Origin of the sequence: Streptomyces globisporus (assembly GCF_003501885.1) — a bacterium.
GTDB classification, from domain to species: domain Bacteria; phylum Actinomycetota; class Actinomycetes; order Streptomycetales; family Streptomycetaceae; genus Streptomyces; species Streptomyces globisporus_D.
Window position 1 is genome coordinate 26,996 of sequence record NZ_QWFA01000018.1, and the last position, 19,856, is coordinate 46,851.

Sequence of the window (19,856 nt, forward strand, 5' to 3'; positions counted from 1 at the left end):
TCAACCACCTGTTCGGGGGGAAGGTGGGGGCATACGGACCCAGCACTGGGGTGGTGTGTCGATGGCTGACGGGGATCTGCGGGACAACCCGGCCTCGCGCGGGCAGCGCGAGGGGCGCGACGCCGAGAGCGTGGCGGGCGATGCCGAGGACGCGCAGGAGAGTGACGCGGCGCGCCGCCGCCGCCGCGCCCAGTTCCTCCGTGAACTCCATGAGGCCAAGCAGTTGAGGGACCGGGTGCAGCCGCGCCGGGCCCGGGCCGCCCGAATGCGGCAACAGATGCGGATGCGCACGTTCCGCTGGTGAACCGGCGGGGGCCGTGGGTTGCGACGGGCGGATCATCCGCCGCGTCCCCGGTGAATCTGCTGGTGAACCCCTGGCGAGCCCTCCGAGTACCACCGGCGCGCTCCCCCTCCGATCGGCGCGTCAGGGTGAGGGCCGACCAGGCACTCCTGGAACTGATGGCCGACGCAACGGTCGAAGAGGTCTCGCACAGCGCTTGTTTCTGCCACGATGCCGATTGGGCGGGGCTCAGGACGGACGGATCACCGTTCGCCCTCCCGTCGGACCGATTCGCCTATGACCAGTGGGAGAGTCACGGTGTACTTCGCCGCACTGCTCGCGCGCACCGAAGACGGGTGGGAAGCGAGCGATACAGAGCTCGACGATGTGGAGACCCTGTCCGATCTGACGGACCTGGCCCGGGAGGCCTCGGTGGACGAGGACACGGTCCTGGTCTATATCGAGCAGGAGGACGCCTGGTTCGGCGTCGTCCGGGTGGACGGTGAGGAGGACCCCCGAATCTACGTCTCGGACGCGTCCGCCGCCGCCCGCTCCTCCTACGGGGAGATCCTGCTCACCGACGAAATGCTCGGCCGCGAACCAGGGGCCGAGGACGAGATCGCCGCCCTGGAGGAGCTCGTCGACCTCGACGGCACGGAGGACGGCGAACCGGAACGGACCGCCCCCGCCGCAGACACGGACGACGACGCCCCCGACCCGGACGCCGTTCCGGCGGGCCCGATCGGCGAGCTCGGGGTCCTGGCCGACCTCGGGATGTCCGAGAAGGAGCTGCTGACCCTGCAGACCGACGCGCTCGCGGAGATCGCGGAGGCCGTGGGAGCGGCGGAGGTCCTGGAGTCGGTCCGCTAGCGGGCGCGCGAGCCCCTGCCAGGCCCCCGGGCACCCATCCCTCATCCATCCCCTCTCCCACCACCTGCTCCACCCCACCCCGTCCGTTAGGGTCCGCGAGTGACCGCACGACCGCCGGACCCCTCACCCGAGCCCGCCCCGGCTCCCGTACGCGTACGGGAGCCCGACCCCGTACGCGATCCCTGGCGGGCCCCGATGCGCCGCGCGCTGGCCGAGGCCGCGCGGGCGGCGTCGGCCGGCGATGTGCCGGTCGGCGCCGTCGTGCTCGGCCCCGACGGCACGGAGCTGGCGACCGGACACAACGAACGCGAGGCCACCGGCGACCCGACCGCGCACGCCGAGATCCTGGCCCTGCGCCGGGCGGCCGAGGCCGTGGGCGAGTGGCGCCTGACCGACTGCACCCTGGTGGTCACCCTGGAGCCCTGCACGATGTGCGCGGGCGCCCTGGTCCAGTCCCGCGTCGCCCGCGTCGTCTACGGCGCCCGCGACGAGAAGGCCGGCGCCGCGGGCTCCCTCTGGGACGTCGTCCGCGACCGCCGCCTGAACCACCGCCCCGAGGTCATCGCGGGCGTCCTGGAGCCGGAGTGCGCGGAGCAGCTGACGGCGTTCTTCCGCACCCTCTGACCAGGTGAGACCTGGCTACCCGGCCACGTCGGGCTCCTCCCCCGAGAACCGATTTCTGTCCACGGCCCGGGATGGTCTAAGCTCTCTCTCGGTAGCGTGTCCGAGCGGCCGAAGGAGCTCGCCTCGAAAGCGAGTGTGGCGTAACCCGTCACCGTGGGTTCAAATCCCACCGCTACCGCTGGTGGACGAAGGGCCCGGCTCGATGAGCCGGGCCCTTCGCTTTGCCCTGTGCCTCAGCCTCAGCCGACCGTACGAGCACCAGGGGTCATGTCGCACTCATCGACGAGGCCCCGGAGCTCGGGTCCCGGGCCGCGAGGCTCGGGCTTCATGGCTCTGACTCTGCGCTCGCAGCTCGTCACCGCTGTCTGCTGTGCCGCTACGCTGCTCGCCACCGGTACGGCCCCCGTCGTCGCCCAGCCCGTCGGGCCCTCCCCCGCCGAGCAGTTACGCCGGGACACAGCGGCGATACGGGACATCGGCGTCAGCGGGGTGCAGGCGCGGATGATCGGGGCTGACGCCAGGCAGTCCGTCGCCACCAGCGGTACCGGCGATCTGAGGACCATGCGGCCTGTGTCCGCCGCCGGGTACTTCCGGATGGCCGGCACCTCCAAGACGATGGTCGCCACCGTGGTGCTCCAACTGGAGGCCGAGGGCAGACTGTCGCTGGACGACACCGTCGACGATTGGCTGCCCGGGGTGGTGGACGGCAACGGCAACGACGGCCGCCGGATCTCCCTCCGCCACCTGCTCCAGCACACCAGTGGCATCCGCGACGCCATGCCGGGGTACACCACACCGGAGGAGTACTACCAGCAGCGCTACACCGTCTACGAACCCCAGCAGTTGATCGAGAGCGCCTTGTGCGCCGAAGGCCTCAGGGCTTCATAAGCCCCCCGGTGGCGCTCCAACAGCCCCACTGGCAAACCGGGTTCACGGAACGCATCCGCCCGCCGACCGCTAGCCTGCCCCCATGGGCGAAGGGGCCGAGAGCATCGGTGTGGATGGTGGTGACCGTCCGAGCTGGGATGCCACGCGATCCTGGGTGGAGAAGAAGGGCCTCTCCGAGGCGGAGCGCATCGAGCAGGCCGTGTCGCTGCGCGGTGGCTGGACGTCGGAGATGCGGCGACTGGATATCGGCGGACCGGGTGGGCCGCGCTCGCTCGTTCTGCGGTCCTTCGTCAAACCCTTCTATGTTCGGCACGCGGAGGGCTTGCTGACCCGCGAGGCGAACATCCTGCGCCTCCTCGGTGATACGGACGTACCGGCGGCCACCCTCGTAGCCGTGGACGCGGCGGCCGAGCACTGCGATCACCCCTCCCTGCTGATGTCCCTGCTGCCGGGGGCCCTGCTCCTGGACGATCGCGGTGCCGATGACCGCGCCGACCTGCTGGCGCGGCAACTCGTGCTTATTCATCGGCTGCCCGTGGCCGCGCGGCAACGTCCTCGGACCTATCAGGCCTGGGCCTCTCCCGAGCGGGTGATCCTGCCCGCGGCCACCGCGCGGCCCGACCTCTGGCGGCGGGCCGTCGACGTCATCCGCCGCGAGCCCCCGGCCTACCGGGGGTGTTTCCTGCATCGGGACTTCCATCCGGGGAACGTCCTCTTCACCGGCACCGGTGACGATCTCCGGATCAGCGGGGTCGTGGACTGGGTGGAGACCTCCTGGGGGCCCGCCGATCTGGACGTGGCGCACTGCGCGACGACCCTCGCGCTGCTGCACGGGGTCCCCGCGGGCATGCGGTTCGCCGATCGGTATCTCGCCGCGGGAGGAACCCTGGCCGGAGACTCCACCGACCATCTCTACTGGCGGCTGCTGGACGCGCTGGGTTTTGCCCCGGACGGGGAGAAGGTCGCTGTTCCCTGGCGTGAGCTGGGTCGCGTCGAGCTGACGGCCGATGTCCTCGCTCAGCGACTGGAGGGGTATGTTCAGTCTCTTTTCGAGCGGTATGCCTGAGTCGCTGTGATGCCTTCGCCTGCGACCCGCGTACAGCAGAGCGCCCGGTCGCCGGTGCAGAGGAAGCACGGCGACCGGGCGCTCCGGTCCAGCAGTCAGGTCGGGGGAAGCGGCATCGGGGGGACAAGCCGCTTCCCCCGTTGAGAACAGGGCCTGCTGGTCGTCCGTCGCGGTCAGGGGGGAAATCGCGCGGCGGCCGACCCCACAGAGAGGCCCTGTTCCGGCCTTCCGGGTCCTGCCTGGTCCCGTCCGGCTCGTTATCCATCGTGCCGGGCTGCGAGGCTCGGGAGGTCCGGCGAAAGGCCTCGATGGCGGGGTCGTAGGTCCTTAAAAGGCGCATCAGTGATCAAAAACGGCCACCGGATACGGCCATTCGTGCGGATAGAATCGCCCGATCGCACATGAGGTCGACGGGGAGGCATGATTGTGGCCAAGGCAAAGACGATCATCATCTACATGCTGGTGGTCTTCGTGCTGTACACGATCATCATGTCTCCGCAGCGGGCCGCCGAGCTCGTCCAGGTAGGGTTCGAGGGCATTTCCACCGCCGCCCAGAGCGTCGGTGACTTCATGTCAGAACTGGTGAAGTAGGAGCCGCCCGATGATCCGCCACCTGGTCCTCTTCAAGCTGAACAACGGCGTCGAGCGGGACGACCCGCGGGTCGTCGCCGGGGACCGGGCCTTCCGGGAGCTGGCCGGGCAGGTTCCGGAGCTGGAGTTCTGGGAGTGCGCCTGGAACATCACCGACCGGCCGATCGCGTACGACTACGCCATCAACTCCGCCGTCGCCGACGAGGACGCGCTCAAGCGGTACATCGAGCACCCCGCCCACCAGGCCGCCGCCGGACAGTGGCGCGAATTCGCCACATGGGTGATCGCGGACTACCCCTTCTGATCTCGCCAAAGGGGACCGGCCCGTCCGGTTCCGTCGACCCCTCGCCGTTCAGGCGGGGGGTTTCCTTGTTTCGTTTAAACCCTTATGCCGTCAACACGGCACTATGAGGTGCTTGCACACAGTGGACATGTCTTGTGATGCTATGACCGCTTTTGACGGATGAGTTGACCGTAGTTGACTAGTTGACCGCAAAGGGGTGGCGTCACCGTGCCGGCCAGTACAGCGCCTCAAGTGCCTCCCCAGGCCGTCCAAGCCGTCCCGACCGTTCCGGCCGAGGACATCCAGACCGAGGCCCCGGACCCCTCGGCCCGGCCCGCCCGGGCCCGCGGCGCCGACACGAGGGCGCTCACGCAGGTTCTCTTCGGTCAGCTCAAGAACCTGGAGCCGGGCACTCCGGAGCACCGCCGGGTCCGGGCCGCCCTCATCGAGGCGAACCTCCCCCTCGTCCGGTACGCCGCCGCGCGCTTCCGCAGCCGCAACGAGCCGATGGAGGACGTCGTCCAGGTCGGCACCATCGGACTGATCAACGCCATCGACCGGTTCGACCCGGAGCGCGGCGTCCAGTTCCCCACGTTCGCGATGCCCACCGTCGTCGGCGAGATCAAGCGCTACTTCCGCGACAACGTGCGCACCGTCCACGTCCCCCGCCGGCTCCACGAACTCTGGGTCCAGGTCACCGGCGCCACCGAGGACCTGACGACCGCTCACGGGCGCTCCCCCACCACCGGCGAGATCGCCGAGCGGCTGAAGATCTCCGAGGACGAGGTCCTGGCCTGCATCGAAGCCGGGCGCTCGTACCACGCGACCTCACTGGAGGCCGCCCAGGAGGGCGACGGGCTGCCCGGGCTGCTGGACCGGCTCGGCTATGAAGACCCGGCGCTCGCCGGTGTCGAGCACCGCGACCTCGTCCGGCACCTCCTCGTCCAGCTTCCCGAGCGCGAACAGCGCATCCTCCTGCTGCGCTACTACAGCAACTTGACCCAGTCTCAGATCAGCGCGGAGCTGGGTGTCTCCCAGATGCATGTGTCAAGGCTCCTCGCCAGAAGTTTCGCCCGACTGAGATCCGCAAACAGGATCGAGGCGTAACCGGAACGGGTAGACCGTCCACAGAGCAGTTCTGACGGCATAAAAGGGCTACACCCCCTGTTTCCAGGGCGGATTCGTCGCTGACTTGTCGACATGTCACTACAGCGTGTTGCCGACATGTGACATTCTGCTCGAAGCGCGTTTGCCGCAGCCCCGCCTCCGGTATTCAGGTGGAGGCTGCGTTCCTCCGATGGTCGCGGCCACCGCGACCGTCCGCGACCTCAAGGGGGTGGCATGTCCGAAGAACAGGGCAGCTCGAAGGTGCTCACGCTCACGAAGAGCGTGCCGGCACCTGCCGTGCTCACCAGCTCACCGGAAGCCATCGACACCCGCACGCTGTCCCGCTCCCTGTTCCTGCGGCTCGCCGCGCTCGGCCCGGCCTCGGGCCCCGAGGGAACGGACAGTCCGGAGCGGACCTATGTGCGGGACACACTGATCGAACTGAACCTCCCGCTGGTGCGGTACGCCGCGGCGCGGTTCCGCAGCCGCAACGAACCGATGGAGGACATCGTCCAGGTCGGCACGATCGGCCTGATCAAGGCGATCGACCGGTTCGACTGCGAACGCGGCGTCGAGTTCCCGACGTTCGCCATGCCCACCGTCGTCGGCGAGATCAAGCGCTTCTTCCGTGACACCTCCTGGTCCGTGCGGGTCCCCCGCCGCCTCCAGGAGCTGCGGCTCGCCCTGACCAAGACCAGCGACGAGCTCGCCCAGAAGCTCGACCGCTCGCCGACCGTCCCGGAGCTGGCCCGCGCGCTCGGGGTCTCCGAGGAGGACGTGGTCGACGGCCTCGCCGTCGGCAACGCCTACACCGCCTCCTCGCTGGACTCCCCCTCCCCCGAGGACGACGGCGGCGAGGGCTCCCTCGCGGACCGCCTCGGGTACGAGGACACGGCACTGGAGGGCGTCGAATACCGCGAGTCCCTCAAGCCGCTGCTGGCCAAACTCGCCCCGCGCGAACGCCAGATCATCATGCTCCGCTTCTTCGCGAACATGACCCAGTCCCAGATCGGCGAGGAGGTCGGCATCTCCCAGATGCACGTCTCCCGGCTGCTGACCCGCACGCTCGCCCAGCTCAGGGAAGGGCTCATCGCCGACTGAGTCGAAGAGCCACCGGAGGGCCGGAGGAAAATGGTTCACGAGGGTTCTTATGTGACGCCGCGTCAGACACACTGACGCGATGCGACGTCAGACACGCGGCTCCACCGGCCGCCGAGGCACCGCCGTCGCCGCCTCGGCGGCCGCGCTGTGCCTGGGCACCGGCCTGCTGTCCGGCTGCGGCAGCGGGCCGGGCGACGGGTACACGGCCGTGGGCGCGGCCGCCGGAAGCTCGAAGCCTCCCTCGGACGGGGCGCCCCCGGGCGATGTGACGCTCACCCCCCTCGACGAGAACGGGAACGAGAGCGGGAGTGGGGGCGCTGGGGGCAGGGGGCGTGGTGGCGGTGGTACGTCACCGAGCGGTGGTACGTCGCCGGGCGCCGGGCTCTCGGGCGCCGGCGGGTCCGGCGACGCCCAGGACGGTTCCGGTGGGGCGCGTGCGGGGACGCCCGGCGGGCCTCAGACGGACGGTTCGTCCGGCGGGCCGGGGGCAGCCCCCTCGCAGCCCGCGGCCCCCTCCGCACCCTCGAAGACGGGCGGCAGCGGCGGAACCGGGTCCCCGCCGGACGGCGTCACGGACAACCCATCCCCTCCGGGGCCCGGCACGCCCAGCAGCCCGAAGCCTCCCGCTCCGCCCGCGACCCCGGCCGCGCTCACGCTGAGCGCCCCGCAGCGGGCGGCGGCGGACAAGCGGTGGTGCGAGAAGGTGACCGTGGAGTTCCGCAACACCGGAGGCTCCCCGGCGCGCTCGGGGACCGTCACCTTCGCCACGCACATCATCGGGGCCCTCGGCGTCGACTGGGCGACCATCACCTCGTCCCAGCCCCTGCCCGCCCCGATCGACGCGCGCTCCACGCGCTCGAAGACGTACACCGTCTGCGTGGAGTCCTGGCGGGTTCCGCCGGGGATGCGCGTCGAGACGCAGGATGTCTCCGCCGTGTGGGAGTGACCCCCACACGGCGGGTGTCGTACCAGCGTGCTGCGGTGCGGCAGCACTCTCGTACGGCCGCTCGTCAGCCCAGTGCGAGCCAGGCCACCGCGCCGAGGACGACGACGACCGCGATCACGGCCGCGATCACCCCGACCCTCGGCCCGGACGAGGTCGCCGCGGGCTGCTGCCGCCGCTGCGGCTCGCCCTCGTCGACGAAGGCGCGGAACATCTGCGTGCTGCCCGCCGGGTCGTGGTTGCCCTCGGGGCCCGGCTGAGGGGCGTGGGGGTTGTGTGCCATGGGGCAGGACCCTAGCGAACTCGGGCCCTCGGCCCAACCCCCGGGGCCACCGGGCACCCCGCCCTACCTGCGGCGGCGCATCTGAAGATCGTCCGAGAATCGCACCGCCAAAGAAGCGGGCAACCGGCGGCGCACGCGCTTGACCTCGACCCTACGGAGGCTTTTGCGTTCCTTTACTTCTGCAAGGCCATTTTCGTTTGCCTGCAGCAACCAACGGCTTCTATCGTTGCCCTAAGCAACAACATAGTCGTGAGTGTGCTGGGGGTTCCCGTGGCCGCACGGAGTAGTTACGAGGAACTGGCCCGACAGCTCAGCGCCGTCGGGGCCGTCAAAAGGGGGCTCGCCCGAGCGCTGCCCCCCGAGTGCCCCGCGGGATCCGCCGCCGTACTGACCCTCCTGGACCGGCACGGCGAGATGCGGATCAGCCGGCTCGCCGAGCTGCTGTCCGTGGACATGTCGGTGACCAGTCGCCACGTGGCCCATGTGGCCGACCGCGGCTGGATCGAACGGTCCCCGGACCCGGCGGACAAGCGGTCCCGCATCCTGCGGCTGACCCCCGGCGGACACGCGCAGCTCGACGAACTGACCCGGCGGACCACCGAGGTGTTCGCCCACAACCTCCAGGACTGGTCCGACGACGACGTCGGTCTGCTCATCGCGCTGCTGTCCCGGCTCCGTGACAGCTTCGCCTGTCGCGGATCCGGCGGCTGCGTCCCCGGACGTCACACCGGCGAGTGCAGGACCGGCCTCGGCGACGAGGCTCACGCCCGTACACCTGTGTAACAGAAGCAAATACGCACGGATAAGGAACTCAATGGCTACGACCACACCCACCGGTGTGCGGGGCGGCCACGCCAAGCACGGAGGGCACGGCGGCGGCAACGCTTCCGGCACCCCCGACGGCACGCCGATGACACACCGGCAGATCATGGAGGCGTTGACCGGGCTGCTGCTCGGCATGTTCGTCGCGATCCTGTCGTCGACGGTCGTCTCCAACGCCCTGCCCGAGATCATCTCCGACCTCGGCGGCGGCCAGAGCGCCTACACCTGGGTCGTGACGGCCTCGCTGCTGGCCATGACCGCCACCACCCCGCTCTGGGGCAAGCTCGCCGACCTCTTCAGCAAGAAGCTGCTGGTCCAGATAGCCCTGGTGATCTACGTCCTGGGCTCGATCGTCGCCGGTCTGTCGACCAGCAGCGGCATGCTCATCGTCTGCCGCGTCATCCAGGGCATCGGCGTCGGCGGTCTCTCCGCCCTGGCGCAGATCGTCATGGCCGCGATGATCGCCCCGCGCGAGCGCGGCCGCTACAGCGGCTACCTGGGCGCGGTCTTCGCGGTCGCCACCGTCGGCGGTCCGCTGCTCGGCGGTGTCATCACCGACACCAGCTGGATGGGCTGGCGCTGGTGTTTCTACGTCGGCGTGCCCTTCGCGGTCATCGCGCTGATCGTGCTCCAGAAGACCCTGAAGCTCCCCGTCGTGAAGCGCGAGGGCGTCAAGGTCGACTGGTCCGGCGCGTTCTTCATCAGCGCCGCCGTCTCCCTGCTGCTGGTCTGGGTGACCTTCGCGGGCGACAAGTACGACTGGCTGTCGTGGCAGACGTACGTGATGGTCGCGGGCTCGGTCCTGCTCGGCCTGGTCTTCGTGTTCATCGAGTCGCGGGCCAAGGAACCCATCATCCCGCTGCGCCTCTTCCGTAACCGCACCATCACGCTGGCCTCGATCGCCTCGCTGTTCGTCGGTATCGCGATGTTCGCGGGCACGGTCTTCTTCAGCCAGTACTTCCAGCTGGCGCGCGGCAAGTCGCCGACGATGTCCGGCGTCATGACCATCCCGATGATCGCGGGGCTCTTCCTCTCCTCGACGATCTCCGGCCAGGTCATCACCAAGACCGGACGCTGGAAGGCGTGGCTGGTCACCGGCGGTTTCCTGGTCACGGCCGGGCTCGGGCTGCTCGGCACGATCCGGTACGACACCCCGTACTGGCACGTCGCGGTCTTCATGTTCGTCATGGGTCTCGGCATCGGCATGATGATGCAGAACCTGGTCCTCGCCACGCAGAACCAGGTCGCTCCCGAGGACCTCGGTTCCGCCAGCTCCGTCGTCACCTTCTTCCGCTCCCTCGGCGGTGCGATCGGCGTCTCGGCGCTCGGCGCGGTGCTCGGCAACCGGGTCACCCAGTACGTCAAGGACGGCCTCGCCGCGCTCGGCCCGGAGGGCGCCCGGCTCGGCCACGGCGGTACCGGCGGCGGGGGCATCCCCGACCTGGACAAGCTGCCCGAGCCGTTCCGGCTGGTCATGGAGGCCGCGTACGGGCACGGCGTCGGCGACGTCTTCCTGTACGCCGCTCCGTGCGCGCTCGTCGCCTTCATCGTGACGATCTTCATCAAGGAGGTCGCCCTGAAGACCAGCGCGGCGAACGACGCCCCCACCGAGACGTCGGACCAGGCTCCGGCCGCCGTCGAAACGGCCGAGGTTCCCGTGCCCGCCACCGTCGGCGCGGCCGTTCCGGTCTCCGAGGGCGCGGCCGGGGTCACCTCGGTCGACACGGCGGAGACCCCTCTGGACACTGTGCAGGGCACCCCCGTCCACGGTGTGGTGCGCGGTGCGGAGGGCGCTCCGGTCGCCCGTGCGGCCGTCACCCTGATCTCGCTGGGCGGCCGGCAGCTCGGGCGCTCCGTGGCCCGGACCGACGGCGCATACACCCTGGACGCCCCCGGCTCCGGCAGCTACGTCCTGATCGCCTCCGCCGACGGCTTCCAGCCGCAGGCGTCCACGGTGGTCGTCGGCGAGGAACCGCTGGCCTTCGACATCCTGCTGTCCGGTACGAGCGGACTGGCCGGGACCGTCCGGGCAGCCGAGTCCGGCGCCCCCGTCGACGGGGCGATGGTCATCGTGACCGACGTCCGGGGCGACGTACTGGCCACCGGCGCGTCCGGCCCGACCGGTGAGTTCGCCTTCGGCGAGCTGATCCCGGGCTCCGTGACCGTCGCGGTCAACGCGGCCGGCTTCCGTCCGCTGGCGCTGCCGGTGGAGATCGGCGGCCAGGGCGTCACCCGCGTCGAGGCCGCGCTGCGGTCCGGTGCCCTGGTCCGGGGCACCGTGCGGGCCGGGTCCGCCCGGGGTCCGCTGGCCGACGCCCGGGTGACCCTGATCGACGCGGCGGGCAACGTGGTCGCCACCGCGACGACCGGCGAGGACGGGGCGTACGCCTTCACCGACCTGGACGCGGGAGAGTACTCGGTCGTCGCGACCGGCTACCCGCCGGTGGCGGGCTCCCTCACCGTCAGCGGTACGGGGGTCGACGGGCACGACATCGAGCTCGCCCACCCGGGCGAGTGACGGCCCCTCACGTGAGCACGTACTCCTGTGCAGGTGAAAAGCACGGGCTCACGTGAAGGGATCGCGAAGACCCCTGGTCGGGCGGCACTTCGAGCGGAGAGGCTGTCGCGACCGGGTGGGAAGGGGCCCCGGTGGCGGGTACGGCAGGCAGGGGACGGCCGGCCGTGACCGCCCCGGGGCCCGACTCATGTGGCCCCCACGTTCCGTCACGTTCCGACGGGACGCCGGGTCGCCGGGGCGCCGCACGCGGGTCATCGAGTCATCGAGCTAGGGCTTCTGGGAGAGATACGGATGGGACTTCGCGCACAGGTACGGACGCGGGACGGCTGGGCGGTCCAGCACGCGGTCGTGACGGTCACCGACATGACCGGGGCCCAGGTGCTGCGGGCCGCGGCCGACGAGGACGGGGCCGTCCGCACGGACGGCTCCCTGACGGCCGGCGCGTACACGGTGATCGTCACGGCGGTCGGGTACGCCCCCGCCGCCTCCACCGCCCTCGTCACCGCGAGCGGCCGGATCGAGGCCGGACAGATCGTCCTGGCCCGGCAGGGCGGGGTGGAGCTGCCGCCGCGGGGCGCCTGGTCGCTTGACCCGGCGCACTCCTCGGTCGGCGCGGTCGCCCAGCACCTGGGGATCTCCAGCGTGCACGGCCGGTTCACCGACTTCGGCGGCCGGATCGAGATCGCCGAGGAGGTCGGGCGCTCCCGGGTCGACGCGGTGATCAGGGCCGCCAGCATCGACACCGGCAACGGGATGCGGGACAAGCACCTGCGCTCGCCGGACTTCCTGGACGTGGACCGGTACCCGGAGATCGCCTACCGCTCCACCGCGCTGGACCCGGCGGGACCCGACCGCTGGACCGTCCACGGTGAACTGACCATGCACGGCGTCTCGCGCCCCGTCGACCTGGACCTGACCTACCTCGGCACGGGGCCCGACCCGTGGGGCGGGGTGCGCGCGGCCTTCCACGCCACCGCCGAACTGCGCCGCGACGACTTCGCGATGAACTACAACCAGGTCGTCCAGGCGGGCATCTCCGCGATCGGCACGACGCTGCGCGTGGAGCTGGACATCCAGGCGGTGCAGGGCGAGGCGCTGCCCATGGCGTGACCCGGGCCCGCGTCGCGCGAGGCGCTGCCCGACCAGGGGCCCGGGCCGGTCGTAGGGTGGTGGGCATGGCACCGAACATCGCGACCAACACCGCCGTGGAGCTCGACGAGTTGCTGGCGTTCGTACGCCCCCGGCACCGGGCGGTCCTGCTCACCACCCGGGCCGACGGCCGCCCCCAGGGATCCCCGCTGACCTGCGGCGTGGACGACTCGGGGCGGATCGTCATGTCGACGTACCCCGAGCGCGCCAAGACCCGCAACGCCCGGCGCGACGAGCGGGTCAGCGTGATCGTGCTGTCGGACGAGTGGGACGGGCCGTGGGTGCAGGTCGACGGTGCGGCGGAGGTCATCGACGCCCCGGACTCGGTCGAGCCGCTCGTTGAGTACTTCCGGAACATCTCGGGGGAGCACCCGGACTGGGACGAGTACCGGGCGGCGATGCTGAAGCAGGGCAAGTCGATCATCCGGGTCACCCCGGAGCGCTGGGGCCCCGTCGCCACCGGCGGCTTCCCGGCCCACCTGGCCCCGGGGAGCTGATCGCGCGATGAGCGCAAGCAGTGGGGCGGTGAGCGCGGGCGCCGGGCAGGTTCCAGGGGAACCGCCCGGCGCGGGGACGCCCCATTCGCTCCTAACGTGCAGGCTGCCCGTTCCGCCCCCGCCGCTGCCCGGCCCCGATGCCCTGGCTCAGGCCCGGCTGCTGGTCGCTCCCTCGCTGGATCCCGAGCTGGTACGGGAGTTGGAGCGGATCACCGGGCGCGGTGCGGAGCCCCTGACGGACGTTCCGCCGCCGTCCGACGCGCCCCTCCTCTGCGTGGGCGACGCGCTGCCCGACGCCCTGCGGACGGACCGGCTGCTCTGGTTCCACAGCATCACCGCGGGGTCGGACCGGCTGCTCTCCGGGGGCCCTTGGCCCGGCCCGGCGCTGCTGACCCGGACCGTGGGCCGGATGGGCGAGCGGATGGCCCAGTACGTCCTGGGCTGGATGCTCGCCGAGGCCCAGTCCGTACCGGAGTTCACCGAGCAGCACGCCCGGGCGCACTGGGAGCGCCTCCCCTCGGAGCTCGTCGCCGGGCAGACCGCCCTGGTCTACGGCACCGGCCGCATCGGCGCGGCGGTGGGGCGGCTGCTGGCCGCCTGCGGGGTACGGACCGTGGGCGTGGCCCGCACCACGCGGTACGGGCCGGAGCCCGGCGCCGACCGCGTCGTGCCGCCGGGATTCGACCGGGTGATCGGGGCCGCCGAGGACACCGGCGTGCTGGGTGAGGCCCGCTGGGTGATCTCCACGCTGCCGTTGACGGCGACCACGGAGGGCTTCTTCGGGTCCGACCGGTTCGCGGCGGTGCGCGGGGCGACGTTCGTCAACGTGGGGCGGGGCGCGACCGTGGACATGGGGGCGCTGGAGACCGCGCTGCGGGACGGCCGGTTGCGGCGGGCGGTGCTGGACGTACTGCCCGCAGAACCGGCCGCGCCGGAGGACCCCGTGTGGAAGCTGCCCCGTACGGTCATCACCTCGCACTCCTCGGGGATCACCACCGACGAGGACATCGCCGTGGACTTCGCCGCCTGCTGGGAGGACGTGACGGCGGGCCGCCGCCCCGGGCTGACGGTGGACACGGCACGCGGTTACTGAGCCGGAGCCCGCCAGGCACGCGGGCGGCCACGCGGCTACTGGGCCGGGGATCCGGTCCGGTCGCGCACCGCCTCGATGCCCGCGATCACCAGGTCCAGCGCGAAGACGAAGTCCCGCTCGCGCATCTCCTCGACCGTCTCGCCGCCCCGGGCGGACATGATCTCGTCGGAGTAGTCGGAGATCTCCCGCAGGTGCGGCTCCGCCCGGATCGTGCCCATCGCCTGCTGGTGGTACTCGTCCTGGGTGAGCCCGGTCGCGTCGCACCGCGCCTTGAAGTTGCCCTCGACGGTGCCGAATCCGTACACGAACTGGAAGACCGCCGAGAGCGCGCCCGTCTGCCGTTCCAGGGGCAGGCCGGTGTCCCGGATCACGTCCTGGACGGCGTACGAGAACAGCATGGAGTTCGGGCCGATGTTGAGGAACGTCCCGGCCAGCGGCGAGATCCAGATGTGGCGGACGAGGAGTTCGCGGTAGCTGCGGGCCAGTTCCCGCAGCCGGTCCCGCCAGTCGGCGCCCTCGCGGGGCCGGTCGATCTCCGCGTACACCGAGTCGAGAGCCAGTTCCAGGAGGTCGTCCTTGGTGTCGACGTACCAGTAGAGGGACATCGCGGTGACGTCCAGCTCGGCGGCGAGCCGGCGCATCGAGAACCTGGCGAGTCCGTCGGCGTCCAGCAGCCGCACCGACGCCTCGGTGATCCGGTTGCGGTCCAGACCCGCCGGGGACTCGGTCCGGCGGGAGCGCGAGGGGGCCGTGCGGCCCAGCCAGACGCTGGGCCGCACAGCGGCGTCCTTCGAGCCGCCGGACGACGCGGAAGCGGGACGGGCACCAGGAGCTGATGCGGGCGCGGACACAGCCTCTGACGTCGGCTCAGACGCGGAATCGGGTTCGGAACCGGGCCCGGACACCATGGCGCACTCTCCTCGTCGTGCTCGGATCTGCCACCGAGCGGTCCTGCCGAACGCCGGGCCGTGCGGGCCCGCCGGAAAAACGGCGTACCGGACGCTGACGGTCCGGTACGCGCGTCATATCCGATGCTATGCCGCCGGTCCCGTCGCGTCTGCCCGGTCCCCTGCCTGCGCAGCGTCGGCCTTCAGCTGCTGAGCTGCCGCCTCCACCCGCTCGGCCCGGCGCAGCAGCAGCGCGGCGAGCAGGCCGCCCGCCAGCACCGCCACCGCGCCGACGAGCTGGCTGGTCTCCAGCCCCGCGGCGAACGCGTCCTTGATCTGCTCCCGGGCGGCGGGCCCGTCGGCGGCGGCCAGGGCCGCGGGCAGCGAGGCGGCGCCGACGGCGGCCGGGACGAGCGCGGCGAACCGGGCGTTGAGCACCGCGCCGAGCACGGCGACCCCGAGGCCGTTGCCGAACTCCGCGAGCGTGCCGTTGACGCCCGCGCCGACCCCGGCCTTCTCCGGCGGGATGGCGCTCATGATGGCGTTGGCCATCGCGGGCATCGCGAGGGCGACGCCGGCACCCATCACGATCAGGCCGAACAGCATGCCGCCGTACCCGCCGAGCACCGCGATGGCGACCAGGCCGGCCGCCAGACAGCTCATCCCCGCCGCGATGACGGCGGGCGTGCCGAACTTCCGGACCATCCGCGCGCCGACGCCCGTGAGGTTGAGGGCGACCACGGTGAGCGCCATCGGCGCCGTCCGCAGCCCCGCCTCCAACGGCCCGTACCCGAGGACGAACTGCAGGTGCTGGGTGAGCAGGAAGAGCGAACCGGTCATCCCGAAGGCGACCAGGATCGCGCCCGCCACCGCGCCGACGAACTTCTGGTTCCGGAAGAAGTGCATATCGAGCATCGGGTTCGGGATGTGCAGCTCCCACAGCACGAACCCGGCCAGCACGGCGACGCCGAGGAACGCCGTCAGCAGCACCCGGCCGGAGCCCCAGCCGTGCTCGGGCCCGGAGATGATCGCGAAGACGGCGGCGGTCATACCGATCGTGGAGAGCAGCGCGCCCAGCAGGTCGGGCCGGTCGCCCTGCGCGACCTTGGACTCCGGTACGAGCCGGGCGACGGCGACCAGACCGATCAGGGCGACCGGGATGTTGATGAGGAAGATCGCGCCCCACCAGAAGTGGTCGAGGACGAACCCGCCGAACAGCGGGCCCGCCGCGAAACCGAGGGAGGCGACGGTGGACCAGATGCCGATCGCCTTGACCCGCTCGGTCTCGTCGAAGATCTGGACCACGACGGCGAGCGTCGTCGTGAGCAGCAGCGCACCGCCGACACCCATCCCGGCGCGGGCCGCGATGAGCTGGCCGGCCGACTGGGAGAGCCCCGCCACGAGCGAGCCGACGCCGAACAGGGCGAGGCCCATCATCAGCATCTTCTTCCGACCGTAGCGGTCCGCCGAGCTGCCCGCGGTGAGCAGCAGGCCCGCTTGGACGAGCGAGTAGGCGTTGATCATCCACTGCACGTCGGCGGTGGAGGCGTTCAGCTCCGAGGTGAGGGAGGGGATCGCGACGTTGAGGACGGTGTTGTCGAGCAGCACCACGAGCTGGGCCAGGCAGATGACGCCGAGGATCAGCCAGCGTTGCGGATGTCCCTGGTGGGAGAGGTCGGGTCGCTCTGCGGCGGGCGCCGTCATGCGGGCTCCTTGGGCTCCATGGGTGGGTGGCCCGTGGTGGTGCGGCCGATGGTTGTACGGCGTACGGGACTCTGTCTTGTACACCGTAAGTCAGCCCTGTACGACGTACAAGTCCATTTCTTTCGAGCCGCACCGGTCGCGCCGCTGGGACCCGAGGGGTGGCCCGGCGGTACGGTTCTCGACGCTGACCTGACAAGTTTTCTGACAAAGTGCGCGATTTCCGGCCCTTGGGAGAGCCATGTCGCTGCGTCGCCGCTCGTCTCGTGTCCCTCACCTCCTCCTCACCGCCTCCCTCCTGGGGGCGCTCCTCGCACCGTCCGCCGCTGCCGCGTCGGCCCACCGCTCCCCCTCCGGTGAACCGGGCGGGACCGGTGGGACCGGCGGCCGGGGCCTGCCGCTGCGGGTCGCCACGTACAACATCCATGCCGGCGCGGGCATGGACGGCGTCTTCGACCTGGACCATCAGACGGCCGAACTCCGTTCCCTGAAAGCCGATGTGATCGGGCTTCAGGAGGTCGACCGGCACTGGGGCTCCCGCAGCGAGTGGCGGGATCTCGCCGGCGAACTGGCCCGACGGCTGCGGATGCACGTCTCCTTCGCGCCGATCTACAGCCTCGACCCGGCCGAACCGGGCGGGCCCCGGGCCGAGTACGGGGTGGCCGTGCTCTCGCGGCACCGGATCGTCAGCGCCGAGAACCACGAGATCACCCGCCTCTCGACCCAGGACCCGAACCCGGTGCCCGCGCCCGCCCCGGGGTTCGGCGAGGTCGTCGTACGGGTGCGGGGGCTGCCGGTGCACGTGTACGTGACCCACCTCGACTACCGCCCGGACCCCGCCGTCCGCGTCGCCCAGGTCGCCGACACCCGGCGGATCATGGCCGAGGACCGGGGCCCGAAGATCCTGCTCGGCGACCTCAACGCGGAGCCCGCCGCCCCCGAACTGGCCCCGCTGTGGCGGGAGCTGGCGGACGCGGACCCGGGCGCGCCCACGTTCCCGGCGAAGGACCCGGTCAAGCGGATCGACTTCGTGACGGTGTCGAAGAACAGGATCGGCGTGCGGAGGGCCTGGGTGCCGGAGAGCCTCGCCTCCGACCACCGGGCGGTGGTGGCGGACCTGCTGTTACGGGGGTGATGACTACGGGGCGATGAGTTCTGGGCGCTCCGGAAGTCTCCTTTTCCAGCAATTTCGGCTCGAATTGCTTCCTTTTGCGGTGGGAACGCGTCCGCCTTGCCGAGGGCCGCCGCGAAAGACCACGCGGTACCGGACGGACGAAGGATGGCCATGACCACCACCACCCTGCACGAACTGCTGGACACCCACATCGCCCGGGGATCGATGCCGGGCGCGGTGGCGCTGGTGGCCCGGGGCGAGCGGGTCGAGGTCGTGTCGGCCGGTACGGCCGGCCTCGCCGGGTCCGCGCCGATGCGGCGCAACTCGCTGTTCCGCCTCGCCTCGATCACCAAACCGATCGTCGCGGCGGCCGCCATGACGCTCGTCGACGACGGCCTGATCGCCCCCGCCGACCCGGTCGCGGCCTGGCTGCCCGAGCTGGCCTCGCCCCTGGTCGTCCGGACCCCGAAGAGCCCGGTCGACGACGTGGTGTCGGCCGTCCGCCCGATCACCCTCCTGGACCTGCTGACCTTCCGCGCCGGGTACGGCTTCCCCTCCGACTTCTCGCTCCCCGCCATCGCCCCGCTCTTCGCCGAGCTGAAGCAGGGGCCGCCGCAGCCGCAGGCGGTGCCCGCGCCGGACGCCTGGATGGCCGCGCTCTCCCGCATCCCGCTGCTCCACCAGCCGGGCGACGGCTGGCTCTACGAGACGTGCGCCGACATCCTCGGGGTCCTGATCGCCCGGGTGGCCGACCGGCCGCTGCCCGCGTATCTGTCGGAGCGGATCTTCGAGCCCCTCGGCATGAAGGACACCGGGTTCTGGGTGGAGCCCGCCGCGCTGGACCGGTTCACCGGTTACTACCGGGCCGGGGCGGGCGGGCACGGGGGCGAGCCCGAGCTGGTCGACGCCCCGGACGGGCAGTGGAGCAGCCCGCCCCTCTTCCCGTCCGGCGCCGGGGGCCTCGTCTCGACCGTCGACGACTGGTACGCCTTCGGCCGGATGCTGCTCACTGAAGGCCTGAACGACGCCGGTGAGCGGGTGCTGGCCGGCGAGTCCGTCCGCCAGATGATCACCGACCACCTGACGCCGGAGCAACGCGCCGCGAGCGGCCTGTTCACGGAGGGCCAGGGCTGGGGGTTCGGCGGCGCGGTGGACGTCGAGATCGCCGCCCCCTGGAACGTGCTCGGCCGGTACGGCTGGGTCGGCGGCACCGGCACCACGGCCCACGTCATCCCGGCCACGGGCACGGTCGCGGTCCTGCTCACCCAGATGGAGATGGGCGGACCGGCCGCGCCCGAGGTGATGCGGGACTTCTGGACGTACGCGGCCGGGTTCTGACCCTTTGCGCCGAACCCGGCCGCGTACGCCTTGATCCATCAACTCGTGGGCTGCGTCAGGTCGTAGAACGTGGCGCCGCCGACAGTGACCTCGGTGAAGTTCTCCGTCACCCAGGAGGAAATCCGCGAGGAGGCGCCGGAGGAGCCACCGGGGCCACTGCCCATGCCGCCTCCGCCTTCGCCGCCCGTGCCGCCGCCCATTCCGCCGCCCGAGACGAAGTAGTGGATCTTGCCTTCCGCCACGTACTTCTTGAACTGGGCGAGCGTCGGCGACGGGTCGCTCCCGTTGAAGCCGCCGATCGCCATCACCGGTTCGCCGGTGGCGAGTTGGTAGCTTGCCGCGTTCTGCGCGCCGACCGCCGCGGCGACCCAGGTGCAGTCGTCCGCACCCTTCGTCAGGAGGGCCTTGGCCTCGGCGTTCACGGTCGCGCCGTTCAGCAGGCCGCCCATGCCGCCGCCTCCGCCGCCGCCCCTCATGCCTTCGCCGAAGCCGGGGACGGTGCCTGGGCCTGTGCCTGTACCCGTTCCCGTACCGCCGGGTGCGGTGGGCATGCCCGCTGGCGCGTTGCCCTGCTGGTTGCCCTGGCTCTGGCCCCGAGGCTGCTGCCCCTGACCCTGGCCGGGAGGCTGCTGCATGGAGCCGCGCTGGCCGCCACCCCCACCGGGTCGGCCGCCACCGCCCCCGGGCCCGCCCATGCCGAA

20 protein-coding genes, 1 tRNA gene and 1 pseudogene are annotated in these 19,856 nt (G+C 71.4%); 18 read left to right on the forward strand and 4 right to left on the reverse strand.

Annotation, left to right across the window (positions count from 1 at the left end; genetic code table 11):
* The first annotated feature begins 61 nt into the window (after window positions 1–61).
* From D3105_RS05275 to D3105_RS05320, 11 genes are all read left to right on the forward strand, one after another.
* Window positions 62–304: a hypothetical protein gene (locus tag D3105_RS05275; protein WP_118900457.1), complete on the forward strand. Its 243-nt coding sequence runs from the start codon at window positions 62–64 to the stop codon at window positions 302–304.
* A 294-nt stretch (window positions 305–598) separates the two neighbouring features.
* A complete protein-coding gene (locus D3105_RS05280; protein ID WP_010063059.1) occupies window positions 599–1,150 on the forward strand; it encodes a hypothetical protein in 552 nt (183 codons plus the stop codon).
* A 195-nt stretch (window positions 1,151–1,345) separates the two neighbouring features.
* On the forward strand, window positions 1,346–1,774 hold the full coding sequence (tadA, locus tag D3105_RS05285; protein WP_118900421.1) for a tRNA adenosine(34) deaminase TadA: 429 nt from the start codon (window positions 1,346–1,348) through the stop codon (window positions 1,772–1,774).
* Window positions 1,775–1,864: 90 nt separating this feature from the next.
* Window positions 1,865–1,952 (forward strand) — tRNA-Ser (locus tag D3105_RS05290).
* Between the two features lie 149 nt (window positions 1,953–2,101).
* On the forward strand, window positions 2,102–2,662 hold the full coding sequence (locus tag D3105_RS35195) for a serine hydrolase domain-containing protein (protein ID WP_240646812.1): 561 nt from the start codon (window positions 2,102–2,104) through the stop codon (window positions 2,660–2,662).
* Window positions 2,663–2,744: 82 nt separating this feature from the next.
* Window positions 2,745–3,728, forward strand: a complete 984-nt coding sequence (locus D3105_RS05300) for a phosphotransferase family protein (protein WP_118900424.1) — start codon at window positions 2,745–2,747, stop codon at window positions 3,726–3,728.
* A gap of 426 nt (window positions 3,729–4,154) precedes the next feature.
* Complete coding sequence (locus D3105_RS34465; RefSeq protein WP_010056643.1) at window positions 4,155–4,319, forward strand: hypothetical protein; 165 nt, start codon at window positions 4,155–4,157, stop codon at window positions 4,317–4,319.
* A gap of 10 nt (window positions 4,320–4,329) precedes the next feature.
* The gene (locus tag D3105_RS05305) at window positions 4,330–4,623 is read left to right on the forward strand and encodes a Dabb family protein (protein ID WP_118900426.1); all 294 of its coding nucleotides are present in this window, start codon (window positions 4,330–4,332) and stop codon (window positions 4,621–4,623) included.
* A gap of 207 nt (window positions 4,624–4,830) precedes the next feature.
* A complete protein-coding gene (locus D3105_RS05310; protein ID WP_118900429.1) occupies window positions 4,831–5,709 on the forward strand; it encodes an RNA polymerase sigma factor SigF in 879 nt (292 codons plus the stop codon).
* Window positions 5,710–5,943: 234 nt separating this feature from the next.
* Entirely contained in the window at window positions 5,944–6,810 is an 867-nt protein-coding gene (locus D3105_RS05315; RefSeq protein WP_030579030.1) for an RNA polymerase sigma factor SigF, read from the forward strand.
* A gap of 79 nt (window positions 6,811–6,889) precedes the next feature.
* Window positions 6,890–7,756, forward strand: coding sequence for a hypothetical protein (locus D3105_RS05320; RefSeq protein ID WP_118900431.1), 867 nt, complete (start codon window positions 6,890–6,892; stop codon window positions 7,754–7,756).
* Between the two features lie 64 nt (window positions 7,757–7,820).
* On the opposite strand, the gene D3105_RS05325 is transcribed toward D3105_RS05320, so the two are convergent.
* Window positions 7,821–8,036, reverse strand: a complete 216-nt coding sequence (locus D3105_RS05325; protein ID WP_030077455.1) for a hypothetical protein — start codon at window positions 8,034–8,036, stop codon at window positions 7,821–7,823.
* Between the two features lie 270 nt (window positions 8,037–8,306).
* On the opposite strand from D3105_RS05325, the gene D3105_RS05330 reads away from it, so the two are divergent.
* From D3105_RS05330 to D3105_RS05350, 5 genes are all read left to right on the forward strand, one after another.
* Complete coding sequence (locus D3105_RS05330) at window positions 8,307–8,819, forward strand: MarR family winged helix-turn-helix transcriptional regulator (RefSeq protein ID WP_118900433.1); 513 nt, start codon at window positions 8,307–8,309, stop codon at window positions 8,817–8,819.
* A gap of 31 nt (window positions 8,820–8,850) precedes the next feature.
* Window positions 8,851–11,376: an MFS transporter gene (locus D3105_RS05335; RefSeq protein ID WP_118900435.1), complete on the forward strand. Its 2,526-nt coding sequence runs from the start codon at window positions 8,851–8,853 to the stop codon at window positions 11,374–11,376.
* Window positions 11,377–11,667: 291 nt separating this feature from the next.
* Window positions 11,668–12,486, forward strand: coding sequence for a YceI family protein (locus D3105_RS05340; protein ID WP_118900437.1), 819 nt, complete (start codon window positions 11,668–11,670; stop codon window positions 12,484–12,486).
* 65 nt (window positions 12,487–12,551) lie between these two features.
* Entirely contained in the window at window positions 12,552–13,022 is a 471-nt protein-coding gene (locus D3105_RS05345) for a PPOX class F420-dependent oxidoreductase (protein WP_118900439.1), read from the forward strand.
* A 103-nt stretch (window positions 13,023–13,125) separates the two neighbouring features.
* Window positions 13,126–14,115, forward strand: a complete 990-nt coding sequence (locus D3105_RS05350; protein ID WP_118900460.1) for an NAD(P)-dependent oxidoreductase — start codon at window positions 13,126–13,128, stop codon at window positions 14,113–14,115.
* 35 nt (window positions 14,116–14,150) lie between these two features.
* Here D3105_RS05350 and D3105_RS05355 read toward each other — a convergent pair whose 3' ends face one another.
* Entirely contained in the window at window positions 14,151–14,894 is a 744-nt protein-coding gene (locus D3105_RS05355; protein ID WP_118900442.1) for a TetR/AcrR family transcriptional regulator, read from the reverse strand.
* 255 nt (window positions 14,895–15,149) lie between these two features.
* Window positions 15,150–16,706, reverse strand: coding sequence for an MFS transporter (locus D3105_RS05360; RefSeq protein ID WP_118900444.1), 1,557 nt, complete (start codon window positions 16,704–16,706; stop codon window positions 15,150–15,152).
* 238 nt (window positions 16,707–16,944) lie between these two features.
* On the opposite strand from D3105_RS05360, the gene D3105_RS05365 reads away from it, so the two are divergent.
* Both D3105_RS05365 and D3105_RS05370 read left to right on the forward strand, forming a co-directional pair.
* Window positions 16,945–17,838 carry an endonuclease/exonuclease/phosphatase family protein gene (locus tag D3105_RS05365; protein ID WP_118900445.1) on the forward strand — a complete coding sequence of 298 codons (894 nt, stop codon included), beginning with the start codon at window positions 16,945–16,947 and terminating at the stop codon, window positions 17,836–17,838.
* Window positions 17,839–17,988: 150 nt separating this feature from the next.
* Window positions 17,989–19,155 (forward strand): serine hydrolase domain-containing protein, encoded by a 1,167-nt coding sequence (locus D3105_RS05370; protein WP_118900447.1) that lies wholly within the window; start codon window positions 17,989–17,991, stop codon window positions 19,153–19,155.
* Between the two features lie 38 nt (window positions 19,156–19,193).
* On the opposite strand, the pseudogene D3105_RS05375 reads toward D3105_RS05370, so the two are convergent.
* Window positions 19,194–19,856: pseudogene (locus D3105_RS05375) on the reverse strand (glycosyl transferase); the annotation flags it as partial.

What these genes read in the sequence shown, in the direction of transcription:
- D3105_RS05275 (WP_118900457.1), top strand. Translation starts at nt 62, where the DNA reads ATGGCTGACGGGGATCTGCGGGACAACCCGGCCTCGCGCGGGCAGCGC.
- tadA (WP_118900421.1), top strand. Translation starts at nt 1,346, where the DNA reads ATGCGCCGCGCGCTGGCCGAGGCCGCGCGGGCGGCGTCGGCCGGCGAT.
- D3105_RS35195 (WP_240646812.1), top strand. Translation starts at nt 2,102, where the DNA reads ATGGCTCTGACTCTGCGCTCGCAGCTCGTCACCGCTGTCTGCTGTGCC.
- D3105_RS05300 (WP_118900424.1), top strand. Translation starts at nt 2,745, where the DNA reads ATGGGCGAAGGGGCCGAGAGCATCGGTGTGGATGGTGGTGACCGTCCG.
- D3105_RS05305 (WP_118900426.1), top strand. Translation starts at nt 4,330, where the DNA reads ATGATCCGCCACCTGGTCCTCTTCAAGCTGAACAACGGCGTCGAGCGG.
- D3105_RS05315 (WP_030579030.1), top strand. Translation starts at nt 5,944, where the DNA reads ATGTCCGAAGAACAGGGCAGCTCGAAGGTGCTCACGCTCACGAAGAGC.
- D3105_RS05320 (WP_118900431.1), top strand. Translation starts at nt 6,890, where the DNA reads ATGCGACGTCAGACACGCGGCTCCACCGGCCGCCGAGGCACCGCCGTC.
- D3105_RS05325 (WP_030077455.1), bottom strand. Translation starts at nt 8,036, where the DNA reads ATGGCACACAACCCCCACGCCCCTCAGCCGGGCCCCGAGGGCAACCAC.
- D3105_RS05335 (WP_118900435.1), top strand. Translation starts at nt 8,851, where the DNA reads ATGGCTACGACCACACCCACCGGTGTGCGGGGCGGCCACGCCAAGCAC.
- D3105_RS05340 (WP_118900437.1), top strand. Translation starts at nt 11,668, where the DNA reads ATGGGACTTCGCGCACAGGTACGGACGCGGGACGGCTGGGCGGTCCAG.
- D3105_RS05345 (WP_118900439.1), top strand. Translation starts at nt 12,552, where the DNA reads ATGGCACCGAACATCGCGACCAACACCGCCGTGGAGCTCGACGAGTTG.
- D3105_RS05360 (WP_118900444.1), bottom strand. Translation starts at nt 16,706, where the DNA reads ATGACGGCGCCCGCCGCAGAGCGACCCGACCTCTCCCACCAGGGACAT.
- D3105_RS05365 (WP_118900445.1), top strand. Translation starts at nt 16,945, where the DNA reads ATGTCGCTGCGTCGCCGCTCGTCTCGTGTCCCTCACCTCCTCCTCACC.
- D3105_RS05370 (WP_118900447.1), top strand. Translation starts at nt 17,989, where the DNA reads ATGACCACCACCACCCTGCACGAACTGCTGGACACCCACATCGCCCGG.